The 25,222-nt window shown below is 53.8% G+C and carries 24 protein-coding genes and 1 pseudogene; 10 read left to right on the plus strand and 15 right to left on the minus strand.

Features of this window, described 5'->3' with window-relative positions:
* Window positions 1–196 precede the first annotated feature (196 nt).
* Genes QNN86_RS03380 through QNN86_RS03390 form a run of 3 tightly spaced genes read left to right on the plus strand, consistent with a single transcriptional unit; the run spans window position 197 to window position 1,912 of the window.
* The gene (locus QNN86_RS03380; protein ID WP_279277848.1) at window positions 197–553 is read left to right on the plus strand and encodes an ArsC family reductase; all 357 of its coding nucleotides are present in this window, start codon (window positions 197–199) and stop codon (window positions 551–553) included.
* 3 nt (window positions 554–556) lie between these two features.
* On the plus strand, window positions 557–1,684 hold the full coding sequence (gene dapE / locus QNN86_RS03385; RefSeq protein ID WP_279277847.1) for a succinyl-diaminopimelate desuccinylase: 1,128 nt from the start codon (window positions 557–559) through the stop codon (window positions 1,682–1,684).
* Window positions 1,685–1,711: 27 nt separating this feature from the next.
* Complete coding sequence (locus QNN86_RS03390; protein WP_096756206.1) at window positions 1,712–1,912, plus strand: hypothetical protein; 201 nt, start codon at window positions 1,712–1,714, stop codon at window positions 1,910–1,912.
* Between the two features lie 83 nt (window positions 1,913–1,995).
* Here QNN86_RS03390 and ypfH read toward each other — a convergent pair whose 3' ends face one another.
* The 6 genes from ypfH to dapA form a co-directional block, all read right to left on the minus strand.
* Entirely contained in the window at window positions 1,996–2,694 is a 699-nt protein-coding gene (ypfH, locus tag QNN86_RS03395) for an esterase (RefSeq protein WP_181688889.1), read from the minus strand.
* Window positions 2,695–2,767: 73 nt separating this feature from the next.
* On the minus strand, window positions 2,768–4,783 hold the full coding sequence (locus QNN86_RS03400) for a tRNA(Met) cytidine acetyltransferase TmcA (RefSeq protein ID WP_414210628.1): 2,016 nt from the start codon (window positions 4,781–4,783) through the stop codon (window positions 2,768–2,770).
* A 15-nt stretch (window positions 4,784–4,798) separates the two neighbouring features.
* Window positions 4,799–5,665 (minus strand): neutral zinc metallopeptidase, encoded by an 867-nt coding sequence (locus QNN86_RS03405; RefSeq protein ID WP_117343535.1) that lies wholly within the window; start codon window positions 5,663–5,665, stop codon window positions 4,799–4,801.
* A 129-nt stretch (window positions 5,666–5,794) separates the two neighbouring features.
* Window positions 5,795–6,508 (minus strand): phosphoribosylaminoimidazolesuccinocarboxamide synthase, encoded by a 714-nt coding sequence (gene purC / locus QNN86_RS03410; protein WP_096756202.1) that lies wholly within the window; start codon window positions 6,506–6,508, stop codon window positions 5,795–5,797.
* A 110-nt stretch (window positions 6,509–6,618) separates the two neighbouring features.
* Window positions 6,619–7,653: an outer membrane protein assembly factor BamC gene (bamC, locus tag QNN86_RS03415; RefSeq protein WP_181617569.1), complete on the minus strand. Its 1,035-nt coding sequence runs from the start codon at window positions 7,651–7,653 to the stop codon at window positions 6,619–6,621.
* A 16-nt stretch (window positions 7,654–7,669) separates the two neighbouring features.
* Window positions 7,670–8,548: a 4-hydroxy-tetrahydrodipicolinate synthase gene (gene dapA / locus QNN86_RS03420; RefSeq protein WP_096756200.1), complete on the minus strand. Its 879-nt coding sequence runs from the start codon at window positions 8,546–8,548 to the stop codon at window positions 7,670–7,672.
* Between the two features lie 145 nt (window positions 8,549–8,693).
* On the opposite strand from dapA, the gene QNN86_RS03425 reads away from it, so the two are divergent.
* Both QNN86_RS03425 and bcp read left to right on the plus strand, forming a co-directional pair.
* Window positions 8,694–9,266: a glycine cleavage system transcriptional repressor gene (locus QNN86_RS03425; RefSeq protein ID WP_003037954.1), complete on the plus strand. Its 573-nt coding sequence runs from the start codon at window positions 8,694–8,696 to the stop codon at window positions 9,264–9,266.
* The gene (gene bcp / locus QNN86_RS03430) at window positions 9,266–9,736 is read left to right on the plus strand and encodes a thioredoxin-dependent thiol peroxidase (RefSeq protein WP_181617570.1); all 471 of its coding nucleotides are present in this window, start codon (window positions 9,266–9,268) and stop codon (window positions 9,734–9,736) included. Before QNN86_RS03425 ends, bcp begins: the two co-directional genes overlap by 1 nt.
* Before the next feature lie 107 nt (window positions 9,737–9,843).
* Here bcp and iadA read toward each other — a convergent pair whose 3' ends face one another.
* The 4 genes from iadA to QNN86_RS03450 form a co-directional block, all read right to left on the minus strand.
* Window positions 9,844–11,007: a beta-aspartyl-peptidase gene (gene iadA / locus QNN86_RS03435; protein ID WP_414210629.1), complete on the minus strand. Its 1,164-nt coding sequence runs from the start codon at window positions 11,005–11,007 to the stop codon at window positions 9,844–9,846.
* 11 nt (window positions 11,008–11,018) lie between these two features.
* Entirely contained in the window at window positions 11,019–11,480 is a 462-nt protein-coding gene (locus QNN86_RS03440) for a YjiG family protein (protein WP_115257801.1), read from the minus strand.
* 1 nt (window position 11,481) lies between these two features.
* On the minus strand, window positions 11,482–12,141 hold the full coding sequence (locus QNN86_RS03445; RefSeq protein WP_117343530.1) for a nucleoside recognition domain-containing protein: 660 nt from the start codon (window positions 12,139–12,141) through the stop codon (window positions 11,482–11,484).
* A 166-nt stretch (window positions 12,142–12,307) separates the two neighbouring features.
* Window positions 12,308–13,372: an AI-2E family transporter gene (locus QNN86_RS03450; protein WP_096756194.1), complete on the minus strand. Its 1,065-nt coding sequence runs from the start codon at window positions 13,370–13,372 to the stop codon at window positions 12,308–12,310.
* Between the two features lie 227 nt (window positions 13,373–13,599).
* On the opposite strand from QNN86_RS03450, the gene bepA reads away from it, so the two are divergent.
* Both bepA and arsC read left to right on the plus strand, forming a co-directional pair.
* Window positions 13,600–15,063: a beta-barrel assembly-enhancing protease gene (gene bepA / locus QNN86_RS03455; RefSeq protein ID WP_279277844.1), complete on the plus strand. Its 1,464-nt coding sequence runs from the start codon at window positions 13,600–13,602 to the stop codon at window positions 15,061–15,063.
* 123 nt (window positions 15,064–15,186) lie between these two features.
* On the plus strand, window positions 15,187–15,546 hold the full coding sequence (arsC, locus tag QNN86_RS03460) for an arsenate reductase (glutaredoxin) (protein WP_181617574.1): 360 nt from the start codon (window positions 15,187–15,189) through the stop codon (window positions 15,544–15,546).
* A 33-nt stretch (window positions 15,547–15,579) separates the two neighbouring features.
* Here arsC and QNN86_RS03465 read toward each other — a convergent pair whose 3' ends face one another.
* The 5 genes from QNN86_RS03465 to bglK all read right to left on the minus strand — a co-directional run bounded on the left by QNN86_RS03465 (window position 15,580) and on the right by bglK (window position 20,889).
* Window positions 15,580–16,281, minus strand: a complete 702-nt coding sequence (locus QNN86_RS03465) for a DnaA inactivator Hda (protein WP_212726261.1) — start codon at window positions 16,279–16,281, stop codon at window positions 15,580–15,582.
* Window positions 16,282–16,376: 95 nt separating this feature from the next.
* Entirely contained in the window at window positions 16,377–17,666 is a 1,290-nt protein-coding gene (gene uraA / locus QNN86_RS03470; RefSeq protein ID WP_181617576.1) for a uracil permease, read from the minus strand.
* 95 nt (window positions 17,667–17,761) lie between these two features.
* Window positions 17,762–18,388, minus strand: a complete 627-nt coding sequence (upp, locus tag QNN86_RS03475) for a uracil phosphoribosyltransferase (RefSeq protein ID WP_096756189.1) — start codon at window positions 18,386–18,388, stop codon at window positions 17,762–17,764.
* 183 nt (window positions 18,389–18,571) lie between these two features.
* Entirely contained in the window at window positions 18,572–20,002 is a 1,431-nt protein-coding gene (locus tag QNN86_RS03480; RefSeq protein WP_414210630.1) for a 6-phospho-beta-glucosidase, read from the minus strand.
* Window positions 20,003–20,010: 8 nt separating this feature from the next.
* The gene (bglK, locus tag QNN86_RS03485; RefSeq protein WP_414210631.1) at window positions 20,011–20,889 is read right to left on the minus strand and encodes a beta-glucoside kinase BglK; all 879 of its coding nucleotides are present in this window, start codon (window positions 20,887–20,889) and stop codon (window positions 20,011–20,013) included.
* 291 nt (window positions 20,890–21,180) lie between these two features.
* Here bglK and purM point away from each other — a divergent pair, with 291 nt between their 5' ends.
* From purM to ppk1, 3 genes and pseudogenes are all read left to right on the plus strand, one after another.
* The gene (gene purM / locus QNN86_RS03490) at window positions 21,181–22,218 is read left to right on the plus strand and encodes a phosphoribosylformylglycinamidine cyclo-ligase (RefSeq protein WP_182269365.1); all 1,038 of its coding nucleotides are present in this window, start codon (window positions 21,181–21,183) and stop codon (window positions 22,216–22,218) included.
* Window positions 22,215–22,859: a phosphoribosylglycinamide formyltransferase gene (gene purN, locus QNN86_RS03495; RefSeq protein ID WP_181617579.1), complete on the plus strand. Its 645-nt coding sequence runs from the start codon at window positions 22,215–22,217 to the stop codon at window positions 22,857–22,859. The genes purM and purN overlap by 4 nt, the downstream gene beginning before the upstream one ends.
* A 203-nt stretch (window positions 22,860–23,062) precedes the next feature.
* Window positions 23,063–25,126 (plus strand): annotated as a pseudogene (gene ppk1, locus QNN86_RS03500) (polyphosphate kinase 1); the annotation flags it as partial.
* Window positions 25,127–25,222 lie beyond the last annotated feature (96 nt).

A 25,222-nucleotide genomic window follows, 5' to 3' on the forward strand; every position in this document is an offset into this window, starting at 1 on the left:
CTGATGGAAAAACAGTCAGATGCAAAGCAGTAAATTCTGAATTTTACGCCATCCCTGATTCTGGAACTTTCAGGAATCATTATTCACTGTTGTTCAACAATGTTATATTTTTCTATAACGATTGAGTGACACTATGTATTATCTGCAATAACACAGATTAAGAATAAATATTCAAATTACGTCAATAAGGATTCAAATGATCACCCTTTACGGCATTAAAAACTGCGATACAATTAAAAAAGCCCGACGCTGGCTGGAGGGACGCGGTATTGAGTACCGCTTCCATGATTATCGCGTTGACGGTCTGGATAACGCACTCATGCAGTCCTTTATCAGCGAGTTAGGCTGGGAGCCGCTGCTCAATACGCGCGGGACCACCTGGCGTAAACTGGACGAAGCCACGCGTAGCCACATCACCACGGCTGACGCCGCCGCCGCGTTGATGATTGAAATGCCTGCAATTATCAAACGCCCATTGCTCTGCGCGCCGGGTAAGCCTATGCTGCTGGGTTTTAGTGAATCCAGTTATACTCTGTTTTTTAATGAGGTGTAGTCTATGTCGTGCCCGGTTATTGAGCTGACACAGCAGCTTATTCGCCGTCCTTCTCTGAGCCCGGATGATGCCGGGTGCCAGGCGTTAATGATTGAGCGCCTGCGCGCGGTAGGTTTTACCGTTGAGCGTATGGATTTTGGTGACACACAGAATTTTTGGGCATGGCGCGGACAGGGTGAGACGCTGGCATTTGCCGGTCACACCGACGTCGTGCCTGCCGGCGATGTTGATCGCTGGATCAATCCGCCATTTGAACCGACAATCCGCGACGGCCTGCTGTTCGGGCGCGGCGCTGCCGATATGAAAGGTTCACTGGCGGCGATGGTCGTGGCGGCAGAACGCTTTGTCGCCCAACATCCTAATCATAAAGGCCGTCTGGCATTTTTAATCACCTCTGACGAAGAAGCCAGCGCGAAAAATGGCACTGTAAAGGTGGTTGAAGCGCTGATGGCCCGTAACGAGCGACTGGACTATTGCCTGGTCGGCGAGCCGTCCAGTACTGAAATCGTCGGCGACGTGGTCAAAAACGGGCGTCGGGGTTCGCTGACCTGCAACCTGACGATTCACGGGGTTCAGGGACACGTGGCCTATCCGCATCTGGCCGATAACCCGGTGCACCGCGCGGCGCCGATGCTGAATGAACTGGTAAGCATTGAATGGGATCAGGGCAATGAATTTTTCCCCGCGACCAGCATGCAGATTGCCAATATTCAGGCAGGAACCGGCAGCAATAACGTCATCCCCGGCGAGCTTTTTGTTCAGTTCAACTTCCGGTTCAGCACCGAACTCAACGATGAGATGATCAAATCGCGGGTGCTGGCGCTGCTGGATAAGCATCAGCTGCGTTATACCGTCGACTGGTGGCTTTCCGGTCAGCCGTTCCTGACGGATCGCGGTAAACTGGTGGATGCAGTGGTCAACGCCATTGAGCACTATAATGAAATTAAACCGCAGTTACTGACTACAGGCGGGACATCCGACGGGCGCTTTATTGCCCGCATGGGGGCGCAGGTAGTAGAACTTGGGCCGGTCAATGCCACCATTCATAAAATTAATGAATGTGTTAATGCCGCCGACCTGCAGCTGCTTGCCCGTATGTATCAACGTATCATGGAGCAGCTCGTCGCCTGATGAGCGTTCCTGCAAGAGGAAATGAGCATGGACTTGCTGGCAAAGTATTGGTGGATTTTAGTACTGGTTTTTCTGGTAGGCGTACTGCTGAACGTGATTAAAGATCTCAAGCGCGTTGACCATAAAAAATTTCTCGCCAATAAACCGGAGCTTCCCCCGCATCGCGACTTTAACGATAAATGGGATGATGACGATGACTGGCCGAACAAGGATCAGCCGAAGAAATAAACGCAGTCCCGTAGGCCCGGTAAGCGTTAGCGCCACCCGGCATTAAGTACCGGATGGCGGCCTCGCCTTATCCGGCCTACGGGCTAGATCATTTCGATCACATCATCATCGTGGGGCTTACCGCCGCTTAGTGCTTCATCGAAGTAGTGCTTCGGTACGGTAAACCGCAAATGATCGAGCGCAAACTGCATGCTGCGATCGTCAATGGCATGGCCAAGATCCTCGACGATATCCAGCGTCACATCCCCTCCGGCACGAATTAATGCTTCCTGCGCGGCAACGGCGTGAGATAACTCGATCACCCGGTCTTCCCCGCCGTGAATCAAATGCACTGTCGTCGCGGTGGTTGCCGTCTCCGGCAAAGTGGCGTAGCGGCCATTGAAGGCAATGACCCGCGACGCCAGTCCCGGCTCGGCTTTGATGCTCTCAAGCGACATAATAGACCCCTGAGAAAAACCAATCAGCGCGGTAGCCTGAGGCGAAACGCCGCTTTGCTTCTGCCAGTAACGCACGGTTTCGATAAACACCGGCATGATGGCATCAACCCGCTCCTGACGGTTCTCTTCCGTTACACCCTGCACCGAAAACCACTGACGTCCGCCGGTGGAACCGTAAGGCTGTGCCCCCCCAATGCTGACAATCAGCGCATCCGGGAACAGCGGGGCGAACCAGGAACCAATTTCGCCCATAGCAACCGGGTTATCGCCGACGCCATGAAACAACAGCAACAGCTGTTGCGCGGGTTTATCGGGACTTTGAACAACAAAATGGTCATGTTTCATGGCGATCTCCTTAACTGATAAGAGTAATTCTACGCCGCTTAATCGCAATGACCATGCCAGGAAATTGAAGAAGTCAGTGAAAAAATTGCCATTGCATAATGCGATTCTGTAGCTGTTGCGTCCGGGCCGCATCGTTCTGGGCCAACGCCTGCGCCGCTTCAGCTCGCTGAACCAACAACAGCGCTTTACGCCCGGGCACCTTCAGTCGTAGGCACAGTTCAGCGTCGCCGCATCTCTCGTCGACACGTCCGCGCAATGCCGGAAGAGGTAGCTCGCTGCCCTGGAGCAGGCGACTCAGACAGCCTAACGACGTGAGCAGCGGCCGATGCGCAAAGGCAAATCCAGCCAATGCCTGCCAGTCGTCATCATTAAGCGTAGTCTCTTTCAGCGGCACGACCGGGATCGCCTCATCGTTCCACTGTGCCAGAACGTCAGCATCCCGACGCAGGCGCAGGTGTTCGGTTGCGGCCAGGCGTTTTCCCGCCTCGCTGATGGGCAATAACGCCATGGCGGTATAGCAGCCGCTGCTGGCTTCGCGGTGATTGCCCATACGCACCAGAACAAAACCACAGCGCTGCCAGAAACGCCATAGCTCGACCGTATACCCAAAACTGACCGACAGATAGTCACACTGCGTGGAGTAACGCTGGGCCTGCATAATCAACTGCTGCCCGATACCTTCTCGCTGGCGAGCAGGATGAACCGCAATTCGGCTTACCCGCCGCCCAATGAGCGTTGCCGCCAACGGATCGCCGCCGTGCGCCGCCAGTGACTGCGCCACCAGGTTTCCTCTTGGACGACGATAACCTGCCCAGACGGCCTGGCTAAGTTCAGCGGATAAGCCGCCTTCATCCACCAACCAGACGGCCCCCACCACCGCGTCAGCCGCCGATGCCTGCATAAAATGCTGGCCAGGCGCGTCCATCATTCGACGCAAATCCAGTGGAGACGTACGGTAATGCGCCCCGGAGAGCAGCCGGTATACCGCCAGCGGCAGATGCGGGTTGCTATGCCAGGCCGCCGACTCAAAGGTGGAGAAGTGGATATCGCCTTGAGGGGGATGCAAAAAAGTGTCATCGTCGAACACCAGCGCCTCACTGACGGTTTGTTCCAGCGGACACCCCTGAGCCCACCTGATGGGCTGCTGCAGTTCATAACGCAGAAGATGGGGGAAACGCGCGCAGAACTTCAATAAGAACCCTCTGCCGGTTCCCTCGTAGCCCTGAACGGTGGTAGTCAACAGCACACGTGGAAAACGCGAAACCAGCTGATGCAGCAACGGGGCGGGAATAGCGGCCGCTTCATCCACAATCAACCAGTCAGCGGTTTCGCTGCCGGTGAGTAACGCATCTGGCGCCATAAAGCGATAACGTTCTCCGGCAAACTGCGCCAGCACATCCGTCGCCGCTTTTGCCGGGGCGGTAACAATGGCGCTTGCCTTCATGCGTGATATCAACTGCCCGGCCAGCGCGGATTTACCCCGGCCTCGCGCGGCGGTTACCGCCGCCACGCCGGGCGGCATATCCAGCAGCTGCTGTAAAATGACCGCCTGCTCTGGCTGAGGCTCGCCGTTGGCTGGCTGCCAGCGAGCGCGCGCGGGAAAATGTCCAGGCGCAAAAGGCTGATGCTGTTGCCAGTGCAGGGTTTGTCCGTCACGGGTCATCACCCGTTGAAAGTGTTCGACAAAGTGCGGCGTAGGGATAGGTTCGGCGCAATCACTCCAGCGCAGTGAATCCACATCGGGATGTGTTTGCCAGGTCAGCCAGGGGGGCGTCAGCAGCACCAGCCAGCTTCCGGCACGCAGCGTACCGCTTAGGGCGGCAAACGCCGCAGCGTCAAATCCCTGACGGGCATCAAAAACCGCATGGCGAAACTCACGCCCCAGTAACGTTTGTAGCGCTTGCGGCGTGCAGTACGGTTCAGCGGGAGCCGTTGCCCCCACCCAAAGCCAGTCGCCGGGTAATGTGTTGCGTAGCGCGAGCGCCCGCTCCTGAGGCCACAGACCCTCGCCGCTAATAATCAGCAGACGACGGATGCCTTCCCGGGCCATGTGTTCAGTTAACGCATTCAGTGCGGTGTTATCGGACATCCCTGCCTCAGGATCTTAAATGCCTTTGCCAAAAGTATTACATTGCGCCGGGTCGCCGCTATCAAAACCACGTTTGAACCAGCTATAGCGCTGTTCAGAGGTGCCATGCGTAAAGCTGTCCGGTACCACGCGTCCCTGCCCCTGCTGCTGCAGGCGATCGTCACCAATTGCCTGGGCGGCGTTCAGCGCTTCTTCCAGATCGCCCGTTTCCAGCACGCCCTGCTGCTGCATACTGTTGCCCCAGACGCCAGCAAAGCAGTCGGCCTGCAGCTCCATACGCACGGAAAGACGATTCACTTCCGCCTGCGAGGCATTCTGCTGCATCTGGCGAACTTTCGGTTCTATGCCTAGTAGTTTCTGCACGTGGTGGCCAACCTCATGGGCAATGACATAGCCCTGAGCAAAATCACCGTCAGCACCGAGCTTACTTTTCATGTCGTCATAGAAGGAGAGATCGATATAGACCGTGCCGTCCGCAGGGCAATAAAATGGCCCCATCACTGACTGGCCTGCTCCACATCCGGTTCGCGTCGCGCCACGGTACATCACCAGCTTAGGCTGCTGATAAGTACGGCCCATTTTTTCAAACTGCTGGCCCCAGGTGTCTTCGGTCGTGGCGAGGATCACCGAGGTAAATTTGGCCGCCTCATCATCATTCGGACTAATGGATCGCGTGGATTGCTGCTGCGAAACAGGTTGGCCGGTCATTAACCCGGTGAGATCGACGCCATAATAACCGGCAACGAGGACCACAATCAGCAGGATGATGCCGCCTTTACCACGTGGCAAACGAAAGCCCGGCCCGCCCATAGAAGGTCCGCCGCCCGAACTGTTACGTCTGTCTTCTACATTGTCGCTTTCGCGACGCCCTTGCCAGCGCATAATCACCTCAACTTTTTATTCATTATGATGATGATCGTAGGCGGTTCGGAACAGGATTACCATAAGAAAGAGTAATCAAACCAGGGGGGAATTGATGAGCCGGAGAGCGATCGCCGGCTCAGGAAGGGATCAGTCTAACTTCACACCCAGGCGATGTGCGACAGCTTCATAGGCTTCGATCAGGCCGCCCAGACTCTGGCGGAAACGGTCTTTGTCCATTTTATCCAGCGTTTCTTTGTCCCACAGACGGCTACCGTCCGGAGAGAATTCGTCGCCCAGAACCACTTCACCTTTATACAAACCAAACTCAAGTTTGAAGTCGACCAGAATCAGGCCCGCGTCATCAAACATTTTCTTCAGCACGTCGTTGGCTTTGTAGGTCAGCTCTTTCATTCGTGCCAGATTCTCTTTGCTCACCCAACCAAACGTTTCGCAATAGGACTCGTTAATCATTGGATCGTGCATAGCATCGTTTTTCAGGAACAGATCAAACAGCGGCGGATTCAGTTCAATACCTTCCTCAACGCCTAAACGCTTCACCAGGGAACCTGCCGCGCGGTTACGCACCACGCACTCGACCGGGACCATCTCCAGTTTTTTCACCAGACATTCGGTATCGGATAGCAGTCGCTCCATTTGGGTCGGAATGCCCGCTTCTTGCAGCTTGGTCATAATGAAATGGTTGAACTTATTGTTCACCATGCCTTTACGATCGAACTGTTCGATGCGCGCGCCATCCCCTGCTGACGTATCATTGCGGAATTCGAGCACCAACAGGTCCGGGTTTTCCGTGCTGTATACGGTCTTCGCTTTACCACGATACAGCTCAGCTTGCTTTTGCATCTTTATTACTCCTGGGTGTGAAATAACGATAAATATTGCGTTTTTCTGCTGACGCACACGTTTGCGTATCATACCAGAAAAAAGGGCTGGAGTTATCCAGCCCTTGATTTTTACTTACTGAATGCTGCCTGGAAGACGGCGACCAGCGCGTCGTTCTGGCTTTGCGTCAGAGTATGTCCTTTCGGATCGATAAACTGCAAGCTGCTGCGGTTGTCTAAATCACCGACCTGCAGTTTGTAGTCGCCGGATACCAGACCCGGATCGCTCGCGCCCAGTTCCTGCCAGTTGCTATCGGACAGCGGTTTGTAGGTTACGGCGATGCTGCCCTGAGAACGAGTACTGTCGGTCACTTTCATACCCACTTTCTCAAGTGCTGCTGGCAGACGCTGCCACACCACGTTGAACGGTCCACGTACCACCAGCATCGGCAAGCCGGTGTCATCGGCGGCGCTCTGAACATCCATGGTGGCGGCAGAGCGGCTCTGCGCGGCATTCGCGGCGTCGGTGGCGGTCTTATCCAGACCCGCAGAGATAACGTTCATCATCTCAGCGCTGTAGCGCTGCATTGATGCAGCATCTGCCACCGGCTTACCGGCCTGCTCAAGGTTAACCAGTTTCACCGTTACCGCCTGCTGATAGCCCTGCGGTTTAACCGAGATTTGATAACGTCCGCGATACTGCTCGTCTTCATCAAGACGGTTCCAGTCAACCCAATCGGTCGTCAGAGTCTGACTGGCATCATCACGTTTGGTAATGGTGTAGTTTTTCGCCTGAATCACGCTAACGACCTGCGGCCACAGCGTGTTACTACGACCATTCTCCACCAGCAACGTTGCCGTATCACCTGCGATCTGGGTACGAGCACCGCTAACCAATGCCAGCGGTTGAGCCGGTGGGCGAATATCCAGCGCTTTACCAACAGCACCGCTGCCGTTGGTTACCGGGATGTTATAATCACCGGTCGTGACCGGCAGAATCATCCCAGCTGGCGCGTGAAGCTCAGCAAGCGGTGCGGCCTCCAGATAGGATTCATCACCGCTCACCTGGCGCTTATAGCGCGAGTCAGAACTACAGGCCGCGAGCAACATAACTAGCGAAACACCCGCAACCTTGGCCAGGCGCGACTTTTGTACTGAGTAAGCCATCAAATCTCCCTAAACTTTACAGCAAACCGGCATGCTTAAGCGCCGCTTTGACGATATCACGAGCATTGTCCGTGATTGGCGTCATCGGCAGACGCAGCGTATCGGTTGCCACAAGACCCAATTCCTTACATGCCCATTTCACCGGGATAGGATTGGGTTCGACAAATAGTTTGTTGTGTAACGGCATCAAACGCTGGTTAATCACCCGCGCCTCGGCAAAACGCCCTTCTGCCGCCAGTTTGCACATTTCAGCCATTTCACGTGCCGCTACGTTAGTGGTAACGGAAATCACGCCATGACCACCGAGCTGCATAAAGTCCAGCCCGGTCGCGTCATCACCGCTGAGCAGAATAAAATCGTCTGAAACCAGCTCTTTGATCTGGTGAACACGACTTAAGTTCCCTGTGGCCTCTTTGATAGCGACAATATTTTTTACTTTCGCCAGACGACCCACGGTCTCCGGCAGCATATCGCAGCCAGTACGGGACGGCACATTATACAGAATTTGTGGCAAGTCAGTATGTTCAGCGATGGCTTTGAAATGCTGGAACAAACCTTCCTGCGTCGGGCGGTTGTAGTAAGGCGTCACCGTCAGGCAGCCGACAATACCGCTGTCGTTGAAACGCTGCGTCAGACTAATGGCTTCTGCGGTCGCATTGGCGCCAGTTCCGGCAATCACCGGAATACGCCCGTCGGCCAGCTCCAGCGTCATCATCACCACATCGCCATGTTCATCATGACTCAGCGTGGCGGACTCACCGGTAGTGCCAACCGAAACGATCGCCGAGGTGCCGCTGGCGACATGATAATCAATCAGTTTTTTCAGGCTCGACCGGCAGACTTTACCTTTCTCATCCATCGGCGTAATAAGCGCGACAATACTTCCCGTGAACATGGGCCATCCTCTGTGCAAACAAGTGTCTCAATGGTACGTTTGGTACGACAATAAAAGCAAGCGACCAGAGCCCTTCTGATTGTTGTATGCATGTTTTTTTTATGCTTTCCTTATAATTACCTCACCGCTCAAAGGAAGAACAGGTTTGACATCGTCATCGCAACACTATCTGGTCATTACTGCGCTGGGTGCCGACCGCCCAGGAATTGTGAACACCATCACTCGTCATGTCAGCAGTTGTGGCTGTAATATTGAAGACAGCCGACTGGCCATGCTGGGTGACGAGTTTACATTTATCATGCTGTTGTCTGGCACCTGGAATGCCATCACCCTGATTGAATCAACCTTGCCGTTGAAAGGCGCAGAGCTGGATTTATTGATTGTGATGAAGCGTACAACCGCCCGTCCCCGCCCGGCGATGCCCGCCACGGTATGGGTGCAAGTTGATGTCCCTGACTCTCCCCATTTGATTGAGCGCTTTACTGCCCTTTTCGACAGTCATCAAATGAATATTGCCGAACTGGTTTCTCGCACTCAACCGGCGGAGAACGGAAAGGCTGCCCAGTTGTTTATTCAGATTACCGCACATAGCCCTGCATCACACGATTCGGCAAATATTGAGGATGCGTTTAAAGCACTCTGTACAGAACTCAATGCGCAAGGCAGTATTAACGTCGTCAATTACTCACAGCATGATGAACAGGATGGAGTTAAGTAATGAACCCACTGAAAGCCGGTGATATCGCACCGAAATTTAGCTTGCCGGATCAAGACGGAGAACAAGTAAATTTAACCGACTTCCAGGGACAGCGTGTTCTGGTTTATTTCTACCCGAAAGCCATGACGCCCGGCTGTACCGTACAGGCCTGTGGCTTACGCGATAACATGGATCAGTTAAAAAAAGCCGGTGTGGAAGTGCTGGGTATCAGCACCGATAAACCGGAGAAGCTTTCCCGCTTCGTGGAGAAGGAAGTGCTTAACTTCACGCTCCTGTCCGATGAAGATCACCAGGTTTGCGAGCAGTTTGGCGTCTGGGGAGAAAAGTCATTTATGGGTAAAACCTATGATGGCATTCATCGCATCAGCTTCCTGGTGGATGCTGACGGCAAGATTGAACATGTGTTTGATGATTTCAAAACCAGCAATCACCACGACATCGTGCTGAAATGGGTTCTGGAAAACGCCTGACCGTGAAATGCCGGATGGCGGCGTGAACGCCTTATCCGGCCTACAAATGCACGCACGTAGGCCGGATAAGATGCTTTAGCGTCGCCATCCGGCAGATAACCGCCCGGTTACTCAAACGTCCCTTTAACGCACGCCTTTTTCTCTTTCACCACGGATTTCCCCTTCGCCCACAGGTCATTCACTTCCAGCGCGTCGCTCAGCACCAGAATGTCCGCATCGCATCCCACCGCCAGACGTCCTTTATGCCCAAGCCCCAGAAACTCCGCCACCGTGCGCGTGAGCGGACACAATGCCTGCTCCAGAGGAATGGCATGAACCGTCACCAGCTGGCGCAGCGTGTGTGCCAGTGATTCAAATCCGGCCACACCAATCCCCGTCAGATTGCCCTGTTCATCAAACTCCGGCTGGCTGCCGTTACCGTCTGAACTCAAGGTAATCCGCGACAGCGGAACGTCGCTGCGCAGCGCGGTCGCGATGGCTGTTGCCGGATCCACAGGCTCATCAATACTGCTGGTAATGTCGATATAACCGCCTTTGCGGGCATAGCCTAAGGCGGCCTCAAAGAGCGGTTCCGCGCGGTTAACATGCGTTGGCAGCAGTTTGGTTATCGGCACATCTGAATGCGCGAGGACGTCATACAGCGGCTCCAGCATGCGCGGGCTGTCACCCATATGGAAGACGCTAATCCCCGACTTGCGCCCTAATAATCCGCCGACGCGCGACTGCGCTGCCATATTCGCCAGCACCGCGGTATTCGGGGCTGATGAGCGATGGTCTGAAATCGCACATTTCACCCCTATCACCTTGTCGATCAGCGCTACATCGCGCTCAATACTGCCGGTAATGGTGGGGGAGGGTAATGAATACGCGCCGGTGAGCATCCAGGCACTGATGCCTTCATATTCCAGTGCTCGGGTTTTCGCCAACAGCGACTCCGGATGACGGGTAATTCCATCGGTACCCAGCAATCCCACCACTGAGGTGATACCCGCTTCAACCAGTCGTGACAGGCGCACTTCCGGTGTGCGGGTGTGGGGGCCGGCCTCTCCGCCACCGCCAATCAAATGAACGTGTTGATCGATAAATCCCGGACACACAATCGCGCCGTCGAGATTGATACACTGACAGCCGGGAAAGTCGTCTGCCAGGATAGACGGCGCGATGGCGACAATTTTGCCGCCCGCAACCAGAATATCCTGTTGCCCCAAATCTTCAGGGGCGTAAACGTGTCCACGCTGGAATAGCGTCAGACCAAGAATTGAACAGTTCATAACCTTCCTTGTCAGGCAATTACCTGCATAACCCAAATAGAGAGCAGCGCATTAATCACGCATACCGCAATAATAAGCGGATAATAGCGAGGATGAACCCCCGCAGTCCCCAGACAGCGTCCGACATTTTGCACTGGATTGCCCATCAGGTAGATGGCCGGTAGCAATACCGTGGCATCATGTCCTGAAAGCGTACCGGCAACAACCAGACTGGCGCAAACGCCAACGCCGCCGCCCATACTCATCACCGCCGCCAACAGCACGGTGGCGGATTCCCCCGGCAATCCCCACAGCGCCATTACCGGTTCGCACACCCGGCCAACGACGTCGAGCAACCCCGTTACCTTTAGCGCCTGAATAATCACAAACGCCATCACCACGTTCGGTAACAGGCTGGTGGTGGCAATGGTAAACCCGCGCCTTGCGCCATCGATGAACATATCCATGACATTTTTACGTACGTGTGTTGTCATCTCAGGCCTCCTGCTGCGTACGGCGATTTTCAAGCTGCGCGATCCACAGCCGTAGCAGGTTCGCGCCGACAAATTTGAAGACCAGGATCACCGCCAGTGGCGTTATCACCGGAACGGTAACCATCGTAAACAGCGCCGCGCCTGAGGAAAAATAGTTGGTGATACACGCGCTACCGCTGGTTTGCCAGCAGGCAAAAATAGCGCGTTCCTGCTCGGTGATAATCCCCTCTTCCGCCAGCTCTTTGGTCATTCCGGCTGCGGCATCGGTATTTTGCACATTCGCAATCAGCGCCAACGAGCAAATACCCGGAACGCCGAGTAAGGGGCGCAGGACCGGCGTCATTAGCTGCTGCGCCGCGCGCAACCCTCCCAAGCCTTCGGTAATGGAGATGATGCCAAGTGACAGAATGACGGAGGGCGCCAGTTCCAGCGCAAATAAAAAGCCATCTTTTGCGCCCATCCCGCCGGCACCGCGAAACGAGACCGCCGTCTCGCCTGCCGCGTTTATCTGCCCAAATGCGCCGTTGAGAACGGTGAAATCGAACACCCGCCACCAGTCGGTACTTTTCGAAAACATGCCGGAAAAAAGGATAATAGTGACGAAAAAGGCGAGATAGCCAACCCATCCCGCTTTTTGTTGCGTGTGCGTGTTGTGACCCATTTTTTTCTCCTGTTGGTCTTATTCCTTGTGTGACAAAAAGACATCACATTGGTCAAGTTAAAGGCTAATACGGAGAAAAACGACACCCAGGAAGATTATTCAGAAAGTGTGTATAGAGGTCAGACAAGTTCTGGCCCGGCGGCATTGCACCGCCGGGCGTCAGGGTCTATGACTCGTCAATCGTCTGACCATCCGGCCAGGCATGGACGACTGCTTTGATTAACGTCGCTAGCGGAATAGCAAAGAATACGCCCCAGAATCCCCACAGCCCGCCAAAAATCACCACCGACAGAATAATCACCAGTGGATGCAGGTTTACGGCTTCGGAAAACAGTACTGGGACCAACAGATTGCCGTCCAGCGCCTGAATGATCAGGTACACGGCAAAGCAGCTCCAGAACTCGGTCCCGAGACCAAACTGGAACAGCGCCACGCCCACCACCGGGATGGTCACCACGAAGGCACCGATATACGGGATCAGGACTGAAAAACCGACCAGTACAGCCAGCAGCAAGGAGTAGTTGAGGCCAAACAGCAGGAAGCCCAGCCAGGTGGCGACGCCTACCACCACCATTTCCAGCACTTTGCCGCGAATATAGTTGGTGATTTGCTGGTTCATCTCTTTCCAGACCTGCCCGGCCAGCCCGCGATTACGTGGCAGCACCCGACGTACGGCATTCAGCATCTGGCTTTTGTCTTTCACCAGGAAGAACACCATGAGCGGAACGAGAACCAGATACACCGCCAGCGTCAGCAATCCGACCAGCGAAGCCAGCGAATATTTCACCACGGAATCGCCCATATTGAGCATTCGCGCGCGCATATTCTCTGCCATCGCATCAATGATGCCGGCATCCATCAGCGCCGGATACCGTCGCGGCAAGGTGGCGGCAAAATCAGACAGCTTGTTAAGCATGCCGGGCATATCACGAATCAGGTAGATCCCCTGCTGCCACGCGACCGGCATTACCACAAACGCCATCAGCAGCAGAATACCGACGAACACCACCAGTACAATGGATGTCGCCCAACGCCTTGAACAGCCGATATTTTCCAGCCGCACGGTGGGCCATTCCAGCAGATAAGCCAGCACAATGGCAACCAGCAGCGGCGCTAACAGCCCACTAAAGAAGAAAAGGATGCCAAAACCGGCAACCAGAATAATCAGCAAGGCAATAGCCTCAGGGTCGCTAAAGCGGCGGCGATACCATTGCATCAACATCTCGAGCATAAAACCCTTCCATGAACCTCAATAGCGGGATTGCGATCCCGAATTGTATCGAAATGTCACAAAAAAGACTTCGCTTTTTATAGCGGTTTACGCAAAGTGAAAAGACATTTTTCCTGGGTGTTCATCGTCGAATTTCGCAGTTACACTCCCAAAGCTGGCTGAGGGTGAACGATACTTCACAGCATGGGTCAAATGGCTATCTCAAAAAAGAATACAGGACAGAGGTTATGTTCAGGCAGTTGAAAAAAAACCTGGTTGCTACCCTCATTGCTGCACTGGCCATCGGTCAGGTCGCGCCCGCATTTGCTGACACTGCGGACACCCTACCGGATATGGGAACCTCAGCAGGGAGCACGCTTTCCATCGGGCAGGAAATGCAGATGGGCGACTATTACGTACGCCAGCTGCGCGGCAGTGCGCCGTTAATTAACGATCCTTTGCTGACTCAATACATTAATTCTCTGGGGATGCGTCTGGTCTCACACGCGGACTCCGTCAAAACCCCCTTCCATTTCTTTTTGATTAATAACGATGAAATAAACGCCTTTGCCTTCTTTGGCGGCAACGTTGTGCTGCACTCTGCGCTTTTCCGCTATTCCGATAACGAAAGCCAGCTGGCGTCGGTGATGGCGCACGAAATTTCTCACGTTACGCAGCGTCACCTGGCGCGCGCCATGGAAGACCAAAAGCGCTCTGCCCCGCTGACCTGGGTGGGGGCTCTGGGTTCTATTCTGTTGGCGATGGCCAGTCCGCAGGCGGGGATGGCAGCACTGACCGGTACGCTGGCCGGCACCCGTCAGGGGATGATCAGCTTTACGCAGCAAAATGAACAGGAAGCGGACCGTATCGGTATTCAGGTCCTGCAACGCTCAGGATTTGATCCACAGGCCATGCCGACGTTCCTGGAAAAACTGCTCGATCAGGCGCGCTATTCCACGCGCCCGCCTGAAATTCTGCTGACGCACCCCCTGCCAGAAAGCCGTCTGGCGGATGCGCGTAACCGCGCTAACCAGATGCGTCCGACGGTGGTGCAATCCTCGGAAGATTTTTACCTGGCAAAAGCGCGAACCCTCGGCATGTATAACTCGGGTCGCAACCAGTTGGGCAGCGACCTGCTGGATAACTGGGCGAAAGGCAACGTCCGCGAACAGCGCGCAGCGCAATACGGTCGTGCGTTGCAGGCCATGGAAGCCAGTAAATACGACGAGGCGCGTAAGGCGCTACAACCGCTGCTGGCTGCCGATCCGAACAACGCCTGGTATCTTGACCTGGCGACCGATATCGATCTCGGTCAGAAGAAAACCAGCGAGGCAATTAACCGCCTGAAAAACGCCCGCGACTTGCGCGTTAACCCGGTATTGCAGCTTAACCTGGCGAATGCCTATTTACAGGCCGGTCAGGCCAAAGAGGCCGCCACCATCCTGAATCGTTATACGTTTAATTATAAGGATGACGGCAACGGCTGGGATCTGTTAGCACAAACGGAAGCAACGCTGAATAACCGCGATCAGGAACTGGCGGCGCGCGCGGAAGGTTATGCGCTGGCGGGGCGTCTCGACCAGGCTATTTCTATGCTCAGCAGCGCAAGTTCACAGGTGAAACTGGGAAGCCAGCAGCAGGCAAGGTACGATGCCCGTATCGATCAGCTACGCCAGCTACAAGAGCGCTTTAAACCCTATACGAAGATGTAATTATCGAACCCTTGCCGGATGGCGACGCTATTGCGTCTTATCCGGCCTACGCCAGCCGCGGTATGTAGGCCGGATAAGGCCTTTTGGCCGCCATCCGGCAGTATTGCTATGCAAGGAGAAGTCATGTCAGATGCGATTAAAATCTACCATAATCCACGTTGTTCAAAGAGCCGTGAGACGCTTGAATTACTGAAGTCTAACGGTGTTGCGCCGGAAGTAGTGCTGTATCTCGACACTCCCGCAGACGCGGCAACGTTGCGTAATCTGCTGCAGATGCTGGGCATGTCCAGCGCGCGTGAGCTGATGCGCCAGAAAGAAGATCTCTATAAATCGCTCAACCTGGCGGACGAGACTCTGAGTGAAGAGGCGCTGATTCAGGCGATGGTGGAAAACCCGAAACTAATGGAACGTCCGATTGTGGTGGCCAACGGCCAGGCGCGAATTGGGCGTCCGCCGGAGCAGGTGCTGGATATCGTCGGCTAATGTGATGCACCGCAGTCTTTCCGGCTGCGGTGCTTACAGCTTCAGAATCTCTTTGACGAACGGAATAGTCAGCTTGCGCTGAGCGGTGATCGACGCATGATCCAGCTCATCCAGGGTCATAAACAACGTGCGCATTTCGCGATCCAGACGCTTGAGCAGGAAGCGGCCCACGTCTTCCGGCAGTTCGAACCCGCGTAACCTGGCACGTAATTGCAACGCCTGAAGCTTATCTTCATCCGAGAGCGGCTGAAGTTTGTAGATTTGCCCCCAGTCCAGACGAGAAGCCAGATCCGGCAGTCCGAGATTAAGCTGCCTTGGTGGACGATCGCCAGTGATCAGCAGGCGCGTTTTTCCTGATTCCAGGATGCGGTTGTAGAGATCGAAGATCGCCATTTCCCACAGGGAATCCCCGGCCACGCATTCGATGTTATCAATGCACACCAGCGAGAGATGCTCCATCCCGTCCAGCACTTCCGGGACAAACCACGTACGCTTATCCAGCGGGACATAGCCGACGGCATCCCCGCGCTGAGAAAGCTCGGCGCAGGCTGCGTGCAGCAAATGACTACGGCCCGCGCCTTCACGCGACCAGAGATAGATATACCCGCTATGTTCCTGACGCAGCACGTTTTGCAGCGCGGCCAGTAAAGAGGAGTTATCCCCCGGCCAGAAACTTGCGAAGGTTTCATCGTCAGGAAGATAAAGTGGCAAAGAGAGCTGTGCCGGTGTGTTCAGAGATACCTCAACCCAGGATTGCATAAAATCGCGTTGAGTTTACCACAGAAATACGTCGCGATAGAACCGGGCAGCGATGCCACCCGGTCAGAGACTTAGTGTTGCGGTCTGTCAGCATCTTCAGCGTCGAGAACGACTTCTTCCGGACGCAGCAGACTAATGACTTTGAAAATCAGGCTCAGGCAAACGCCGACAATGGTCGCCAGCGCCATGCCTTTCAGCTCAGCCGCACCAATGTGCACCTTCGCACCGCTCACACCGATGATCAGAATCACCGAGGTCAGGATCAGGTTTTGCGCTTTGTTGTAATCAACTTTTGATTCGATCAACACGCGGATACCGGACGCACCAATCACCCCGTACAACAGCAGTGAGACGCCGCCCATAACCGGCAGCGGGATTATCTGAATCGCGGCGGCCAGCTTGCCCACGCAAGAGAGAAGAATGGCAAAAATGGCGGCTCCGCCAATGACCCAGGTGCTGTACACGCGGGTAATGGCCATTACGCCGATGTTCTCACCGTAGGTGGTGTTAGGCGTGGAACCAAAGAAGCCGGAGATCACCGTCGACAGGCCGTTGGCGAACATCGAACGGTGCAAGCCGGGATCGCGAATCAAATCTTTCTTCACGATATTGGCGGTCACCACCAGGTGTCCTACGTGTTCGGCAATCACCACCAGCGCCGCAGGCAGGATAGTCAGAATAGCCACCCATTCAAAGCGCGGAGTGTAGAAGGTCGGCAGCGCAAACCAGTGGGCTTCGGCAATCGGCGTGGTATCCACAACGCCCATCACAAACGACAGTGCATAACCCGCCAGCACGCCAATCAGAATCGGGATAATCGCCATAAAGCCGCGGAACAGTACCGAACCAAATACCGTTACGCCCAGCGTCACCATCGAAATGATAATGGTTTTAGAGTCCGGCATTTGTCCTTCTGCTGGCAGCAAGCCTGCCATCCCCGCCGCAACACCCGCCAGTTCCAGACCAATGACGGCAACGATTGCGCCCATTGCCGCAGGCGGGAACATCACATCCAGCCAGCCGGTACCGGCTTTCTTCACGATGAAAGAAACCAGGCAGAACAGCACGCCGCACATAATGAAGCCACCGAGCGCCACTTCATACCCTAACGGCAGCAGCAGCAGTACCGGAGAGATAAAGGCAAAGCTGGACCCCAGATAAGCAGGGATTTTCCCCTTACAGATAAAGAGATACAGCAGCGTGCCAATCCCGTTGAACAGCAGGACGGTTGCCGGGTTGATATGAAACAGGACTGGCACCAGTACCGTGGCGCCAAACATGGCGAACAGGTGCTGCAAACTAAGCGGGATTGTCTGTAAAAGCGGCGGTCTTTCACTCACCCCGATAGCACGGCGCGTCATAGTGTTTTCCTCTGAGTATTGTTTGTTATTGCGATTGGGTTGTTTTATTCAAAAAAAAGCCGACTCTTAAAGTCGGCTTCTTTTTATTTATTCATTTACTTGGTACCAAAAATCTTATCGCCGGCATCGCCGAGTCCCGGAATAATGTATCCGTGCTCGTTCAGCCCCTGGTCGATTGATGCAGTATACAGCTCAACATCCGGGTGCGCTTTTTCCAGCGCAGCGATGCCTTCTGGCGCAGCAACCAGCACCAGCACTTTAATGCTGCTACAGCCCGCGTTTTTCAGCAGGTCAATAGTCGCGATAACGGAACCGCCGGTGGCCAGCATCGGGTCAACGATCAGCGCCATGCGCTCGTCAATGTTAGACACCAGTTTCTGGAAGTACGGTACCGGCTCCAGCGTCTCTTCGTTACGGTACATGCCCACCACGCTGATACGCGCGCTCGGAACGTTTTCCAGTACGCCTTCCATCATGCCCAGGCCCGCACGCAGGATTGGCACAACGGTGATTTTTTTACCTTTGATTTGGTCGACTTCAACCGGACCGTTCCAGCCTTCAATGGTCACCTTTTCGGTTTCCAGACCAGCGGTTGCTTCATAAGTCAGCAGGCTGCCAACTTCCGAGGCGAGTTCACGAAAGCGTTTAGTGCTGATGTCGTTTTCACGCATCAATCCCAGCTTGTGTTTGACGAGTGGGTGTTTGACTTCCACGATCTTCATACTCTTCTCCTTTCCTCAGACGAGTGGCAACCACAAAAAAAATCGCCGGATTATACCGCTTTTCCTCTCTGGCGCAACACTGCATACGCTTGATATGGATCAACCAAAGTCATTTACGTCTGGAAAATGAGTATAAGACACGCCCCGCGCGCTGGGCGGGGCCGAGCATCAATCCATTGAATTCTATAAAAATTCAGCATTGGTCTGAATGACGTGCTGATACCATGAAAAAGATTTCTTAGGCGAGCGTGCTAATGTCCCACTACCGTCATTATTTTTATCGACGTAGATAAAACCATAGCGTTTTTTCATTTCGCCCGTACCAGCGGACACTAAATCAATACACCCCCACGGCGTATAGCCCATTAAATCGACGCCATCTTCCACCACGGCTTTTTTCATCTCACTGATGTGGGCCGCCAGGTAGTCAATGCGGTACTGATCGTTCACCGTCCCATCGCTTTCCAGCATATCGATGGCACCAAATCCGTTTTCTACGATAAACAGCGGGAGTTGATAATGATCCCAGAACCAGTTTAGCGAGTAGCGCAGGCCGACCGGATCAATCTGCCAGCCCCAGTCCGATTTTTGCACATAGGGGTTGGAGACCAGGCTTTTCGTTTCGTCATAATCCAGTTGCGGATTCTCCGCTGAAGCCTGCGTAGCAAAGGACATGTAATAACTGAAACCAATATAGTCAACACAGCCCTGAGTCAGCGCCTGACGGTCCTCCTCGGTAATATCCAGCTCAAATCCCCGACGTTCAAAGTAGTTGAGAATATGCTGCGGATAATTGCCACGCACATGGACATCGGTAAACCAGTAACGGCGATGCATGGCGTTCATCGCCATCATTATATCGTCAGGCGCACAGGTCAGCGGGTAAATCGGGCACATGGCAATCATGCAGCCAATTTGCAGCGTGGGATTAATCTCACGCGCCGCTTTTACCGCCAGTGCACTCGCCACCAGTTCGTAGTGTGCAGCCTGATACATTACCGGCTCACGGTCTTCGCCTGGCTGGTACTTCAAGCCGGAGTTGGTAAACGGTGCAAAATCTTCGTGGAAATTAGCCTGGTTATTGATCTCATTGAACGTCATCCAGTACTTCACTTTATGCTGGAAGCGGGTGAAGACCACCTCGGCAAAACGGACAAAGAAATCAATCAACTTACGATTACGCCAGCCGCCATATTCCTTCACCAGATGGTACGGCATCTCAAAATGCGACAGCGTAACCACCGGTTCGATACCGTATGTCAGGCATTCATCGAACAGTTCATCATAGAATTGCAGCCCGGCTTCATTTGGCTGCGTTTCATCGCCCTGCGGGAAAATACGGGTCCAGGCAATGGACGTACGAAAGCAGGTGAACCCCATTTCGGCAAACAGCTTAATGTCGTCTTTGTAGCGATGATAAAAATCAATAGCCTCGTGGTTGGGGTAATTTTTTCCTGCCAGCACGCCATCGGTAATTTCGCGAGCGACGCCATGCGCCCCCGCCGTCATCACATCAGCAACGCTAATCCCCTTTCCCCCTTCCTGCCAGCCACCTTCCAGTTGGTGAGCAGCAACCGCGCCACCCCACATGAAATTTGCTTTAAATCCAGACATGTTAGCTCCTATACCGTTCTGTTTTGCTGATTGAAATGGTAAACGGCACCGTACAACCCGGCGTCGTTGCCGTGGCTGACGATATCGATATATTGCGCAATACCGAACCAGGCCAAATGATGACGCAACAGCGACAGGAATCCAGGGCGTTCAACAATGCCGCCACCGATTAATATCACCTGCGGATCGAACACATTAACGAGGTTATAAAGACCCGTGCCGAGGTCGTTAAAAAACTCAGTGACTAAACGCTGGCAGACAGGGTCACCGTCGTCGTAGCGATCAAAAACATCTTCGCCCGAGACGTCTTCCAGTGCGCTCCCGATATGTTCCGCATAGCGATGACGTAAAACGCGCAGGGTGCAATTTTCATTCATCGAATAGCGTCTGACATCACGTGTTCCGGGTCGGGCTGTTTGCATATAACCAAATTCACCAGCACGAAAACGCGCGCCATGCACCAGTTGGTTGTTGCAGAAAATCGCCCCGCCGATCCCCGTCCCAATGGTCAGAACAAGGAAATTTTCGATACCGGCTACTTTCCCCTGCCAACGCTCAGCAAGCGCGACACAGTTCGCATCATTTTCAACCGTCACCGGCAGGCCGGCACGCTCTTCCAGCCATGCTTTGAGTGCAAAATGGTCAAACTGGCGAATCGCTCCGCCCATTTCGATATAGCCGGTAGTCGGATTGACATAACCCGGTGCGCTAATGGCGATGCCCTCGCAGTCAGGATGGGCTGCAACCCAGTCCAGCATGCCCTGCAAAATTTTGTCTCCATCGCAGTCAGGCACTGACAGCTTGCCCTTTTCCCGCAATTCGCCCTGTTCGCTAATCACGCCCATTTTTAATGCCGTACCACCAATATCGAATGCTGCGATATTCATTAATGACCCTTCCTTTTGACGTGTGGTCACCGTTAATTTCATCACTGCTGATAAAAACAGAAACCGGTTTCAGTAAGATACTGTGCATTACGTCATCCGGTTTCAAGCACCAGGCTGAACCCGGTTTCATTTTCGTGGCTCAGGTCAAATAAAGACGTATGTGAATGTAAATCGCTGAAAAAAACGGCAGAAAAAAGCCGATGCAGAGCAGACTCGCAAACGTTTGCTTTCCCTGTTAGAATTGCGCCGAATTTAACTTTTACTGCAAGTAAACACGTGGGGAACCAGGCAGTGACCGATAAAACCTCTCTTAGCTACAAAGATGCCGGTGTTGATATTGACGCAGGGAATGCTCTGGTCGATCGAATCAAAGGCGTAGTAAAGAAAACCCGTCGCCCGGAAGTAATGGGTGGTTTGGGTGGCTTCGGTGCGCTGTGCGCATTGCCGCAAAAATATCGTGAACCGGTACTGGTTTCCGGCACTGACGGCGTAGGTACAAAACTGCGTCTGGCGATGGATCTGAAGCGCCACGACACCATCGGTATTGACCTGGTGGCGATGTGCGTCAACGACCTCGTGGTGCAGGGCGCTGAACCGCTGTTTTTCCTCGACTACTATGCCACGGGTAAGCTGGACGTCGATACCGCTGCCAGCGTGATCGCCGGTATTGCCGAAGGTTGCCTGCAGTCTGGCTGTGCGCTGGTCGGCGGTGAAACCGCTGAAATGCCGGGGATGTACCACGGTGAAGATTACGATGTGGCCGGTTTCTGCGTAGGCGTGGTTGAGAAATCAGAAATCATCGACGGCTCAAAAGTGGCTGATGGCGATGTGCTGATTGCACTTGGCTCCAGCGGCCCGCATTCCAACGGTTATTCCCTGGTGCGTAAAATTGTCGAAGTCAGCGGTTGCGACCCGGAAACGACCGAACTGGAAGGCAAATCACTGGCCGATCATCTGCTGGCACCTACCCGCATTTATGTGAAATCCATTCTGGAACTGATTGAGCAGGTTGACGTGCACGCAATTGCCCACCTGACCGGCGGTGGCTTCTGGGAAAATATCCCTCGCGTCTTGCCTGACAACACCCAGGCCGTAATCGATGAATCCTCCTGGCAATGGCCAGCCGTCTTTAACTGGCTGCAAACAGCGGGTAACGTCAGTCAGCACGAGATGTATCGCACCTTCAACTGCGGCGTAGGCATGATTATCGCTCTGCCAGAAGCTGAAGTGGACAATGCTCTTGCGCTGCTGAATGAAAAAGGTGAAAACGCGTGGAGAATCGGTATCATCAAAGCGTCTGATTCCGAACAGCGTGTGGTCATTGAATGAAAAACATAGTGGTGCTCATTTCCGGTAACGGAAGCAATTTGCAGGCGATCATTGACGCCTGCAAACAGAAAAAAATCAAGGGCACCCTACGTGCAGTATTCAGTAATAAGGCCGACGCGTTCGGCCTTGAACGTGCACGCGAAGCAGGCATTCCGGCACATTCGCTGGAGGCAAGCCAGTTTGCCAGCCGTGAAGCCTTTGATCGCCAGCTAATACAAGAGATCGATGCCTATGCGCCGGACGTCGTGGTACTGGCCGGGTATATGCGTATCCTCAGCCCGGCGTTTGTCGCCCACTATGCCGAACGTTTGCTGAATATCCACCCTTCTCTGTTGCCCAAATATCCCGGCCTGCATACACATCGTCAGGTGCTGGAAAACGGTGATGAAGAACACGGAACCTCCGTTCATTTTGTCACTGACGAACTGGACGGTGGGCCGGTTATTCTGCAGGCGAAAGTGCCGGTGTTTGACGGCGACAGCGAAGATGACGTGACGGCGCGCGTTCAGGCCCAGGAACATGCCATCTATCCGCTGGTGGTCAGTTGGTTTGTCGATGGTCGTCTGCAAATGCGCGATAACGCAGCCTGGCTGGACGGCATTCGCCTTCCACCACAAGGCTACGCGGCCGACGAAGCATAAAATAGCCTCCCTGCCTCGTAGGTCGGATAAGGCATTCACACCTCCATCCGGCACTCATGTGGGCTTTTATGCCGGATGGTGACGCTAAAGCGTCTTATCCGGCCTACATCCTGCAATTCCCCTCATTTTTTCTGGCACATGCCAGTCGTGCTCGCCATAATGATCACGTAGTGTCCCGTGAATGAAACGGAGTAAAAGTATTAATGGGTCAGGAAAAGCTATACATAGAGAAAGAGCTTAGTTGGTTAGCGTTCAACGAACGCGTCCTGCAGGAAGCTGCTGATAAGTCAAACCCGTTGATTGAACGGATGCGTTTTCTGGGCATCTATTCCAATAACCTCGACGAGTTTTATAAAGTTCGTTTTGCCGAACTAAAACGCCGCATCATTATTAGCGAAGAGCAGGGTTCTAACTCTCACTCCCGCCATCTGTTAGGCAAAATCCAGGCCCGCGTACTGAAAGCCGATCAGGAGTTCGATGGCCTGTACAATGAATTACTGCTGGAGATGGCGCGCAATCAGATATTCTTAATCAATGAGCGCCAACTGTCAGCCAATCAGCAGAGCTGGTTGCGTCATTACTTCAAGCAATATCTGCGCCAGCACATTACGCCGATCCTGATTAACCGCGAGACAGATTTAGTCCAGTTTCTGAAGGACGACTATACCTATCTGGCCGTAGAGATCATTCGCGGCGATACCATTCGCTATGCGTTGCTGGAAATTCCGTCCGACAAGGTTCCCCGCTTTGTGAATCTGCCACCGGAAACACCGCGCCGCCGCAAGCCGATGATTTTGCTAGACAACATTCTGCGCTATTGCCTGGATGACATTTTCAAAGGGTTCTTTGATTACGATACGCTGAACGCCTATTCGATGAAAATGACCCGCGACGCCGAATACGATTTGGTGCACGAGATGGAATCCAGCCTGATGGAGCTGATGTCGTCCAGCCTGAAGCAGCGTCTGACCGCAGAGCCTGTGCGCTTTGTCTATCAGCGAGATATGCCCAATGCGCTGGTCGAAGTGCTGCGTGAAAAACTGACGATCTCTCGCTACGATTCGATCGTCCCCGGCGGGCGTTACCATAACTTTAAAGACTTTATTAATTTCCCCAACGTTGGCAAAGCTAATCTGGTGAACAAGCCGCTGCCTCGCCTGCGCCATATCTGGTTTGATAACGAGAAGTTCCGTAACGGATTTGATGCGATCCGCGAGCGTGATGTGCTGCTCTATTATCCGTATCATACTTTTGAGCACGTCCTTGAACTGCTGCGCCAGGCCTCGTTTGACCCGAGCGTGCTGGCTATAAAGATCAATATCTACCGCGTGGCAAAAGACTCCCGCATCATCGACGCAATGATCCATGCGGCCCACAACAGTAAAAAAGTGACCGTGGTCGTCGAGTTACAGGCACGCTTTGATGAAGAAGCCAACATTCATTGGGCCAAGCGTCTGACCGAAGCCGGCGTGCACGTCATCTTCTCCGCACCGGGTCTGAAAATTCACGCCAAGCTGTTCCTTATCTCGCGTAAAGAAGGCGACGAGGTGGTGCGCTACGCCCATATCGGGACCGGGAACTTCAACGAAAAAACGGCGCGACTGTATACTGACTACTCTTTGCTTACCGCCGATTCGCGTATTACCAACGAAGTGCGTCGGGTGTTCAACTTTATCGAAAACCCGTATCGTCCGGTGACCTTCGATTATCTGTTGGTTTCCCCGCAGAACTCACGACGTCTGCTGTACGCGATGATCGACAAAGAGATTGCCAATGCACAGCAGGGGCATTCTTCCGGCATTACGCTAAAACTGAACAACCTGGTCGATAAGGGCCTCGTTGACCGCCTGTATGCGGCGTCCTGCTCGGGCGTACCGGTTAATTTGCTGATCCGCGGAATGTGCTCCCTGATCCCGAATCTGGAAGGCATCAGTGATAATATTCGCGTGATTAGCATCGTTGACCGCTATCTTGAACATGACCGGGTCTATATCTTCGAGAATGGCGGCGATAAACAGGTATACCTGTCCTCGGCGGACTGGATGACAAGAAACATCGATTATCGTATCGAAGTCGCCACACCGCTGCTGGATCCACACCTCAAGCAGCGCGTGCTGGATATTATCGAGATCCTGTTCAGCGATACGGTAAAAGCCCGTTACATTGATAAAGAACTGAGTAATCGCTACGTGCCACGTGGAAACCGCCGTAAGGTTCAGTCGCAGTTGGCAATTTATGACTACATCAAATCACTCGAGCAACCTGACACTAGCCTAAATAATTCAAGTTGTGGGAAGGCGGCAAATGAGAGAATCCCCGGGAACTTACGCCAGTAAGTGACTGGGGTGAACGAATGCAGCCAA

This window comes from Citrobacter sp. C348, assembly GCF_047467975.1.
GTDB classification, from domain to species: Bacteria; Pseudomonadota; Gammaproteobacteria; order Enterobacterales; family Enterobacteriaceae; genus Citrobacter; species Citrobacter gillenii.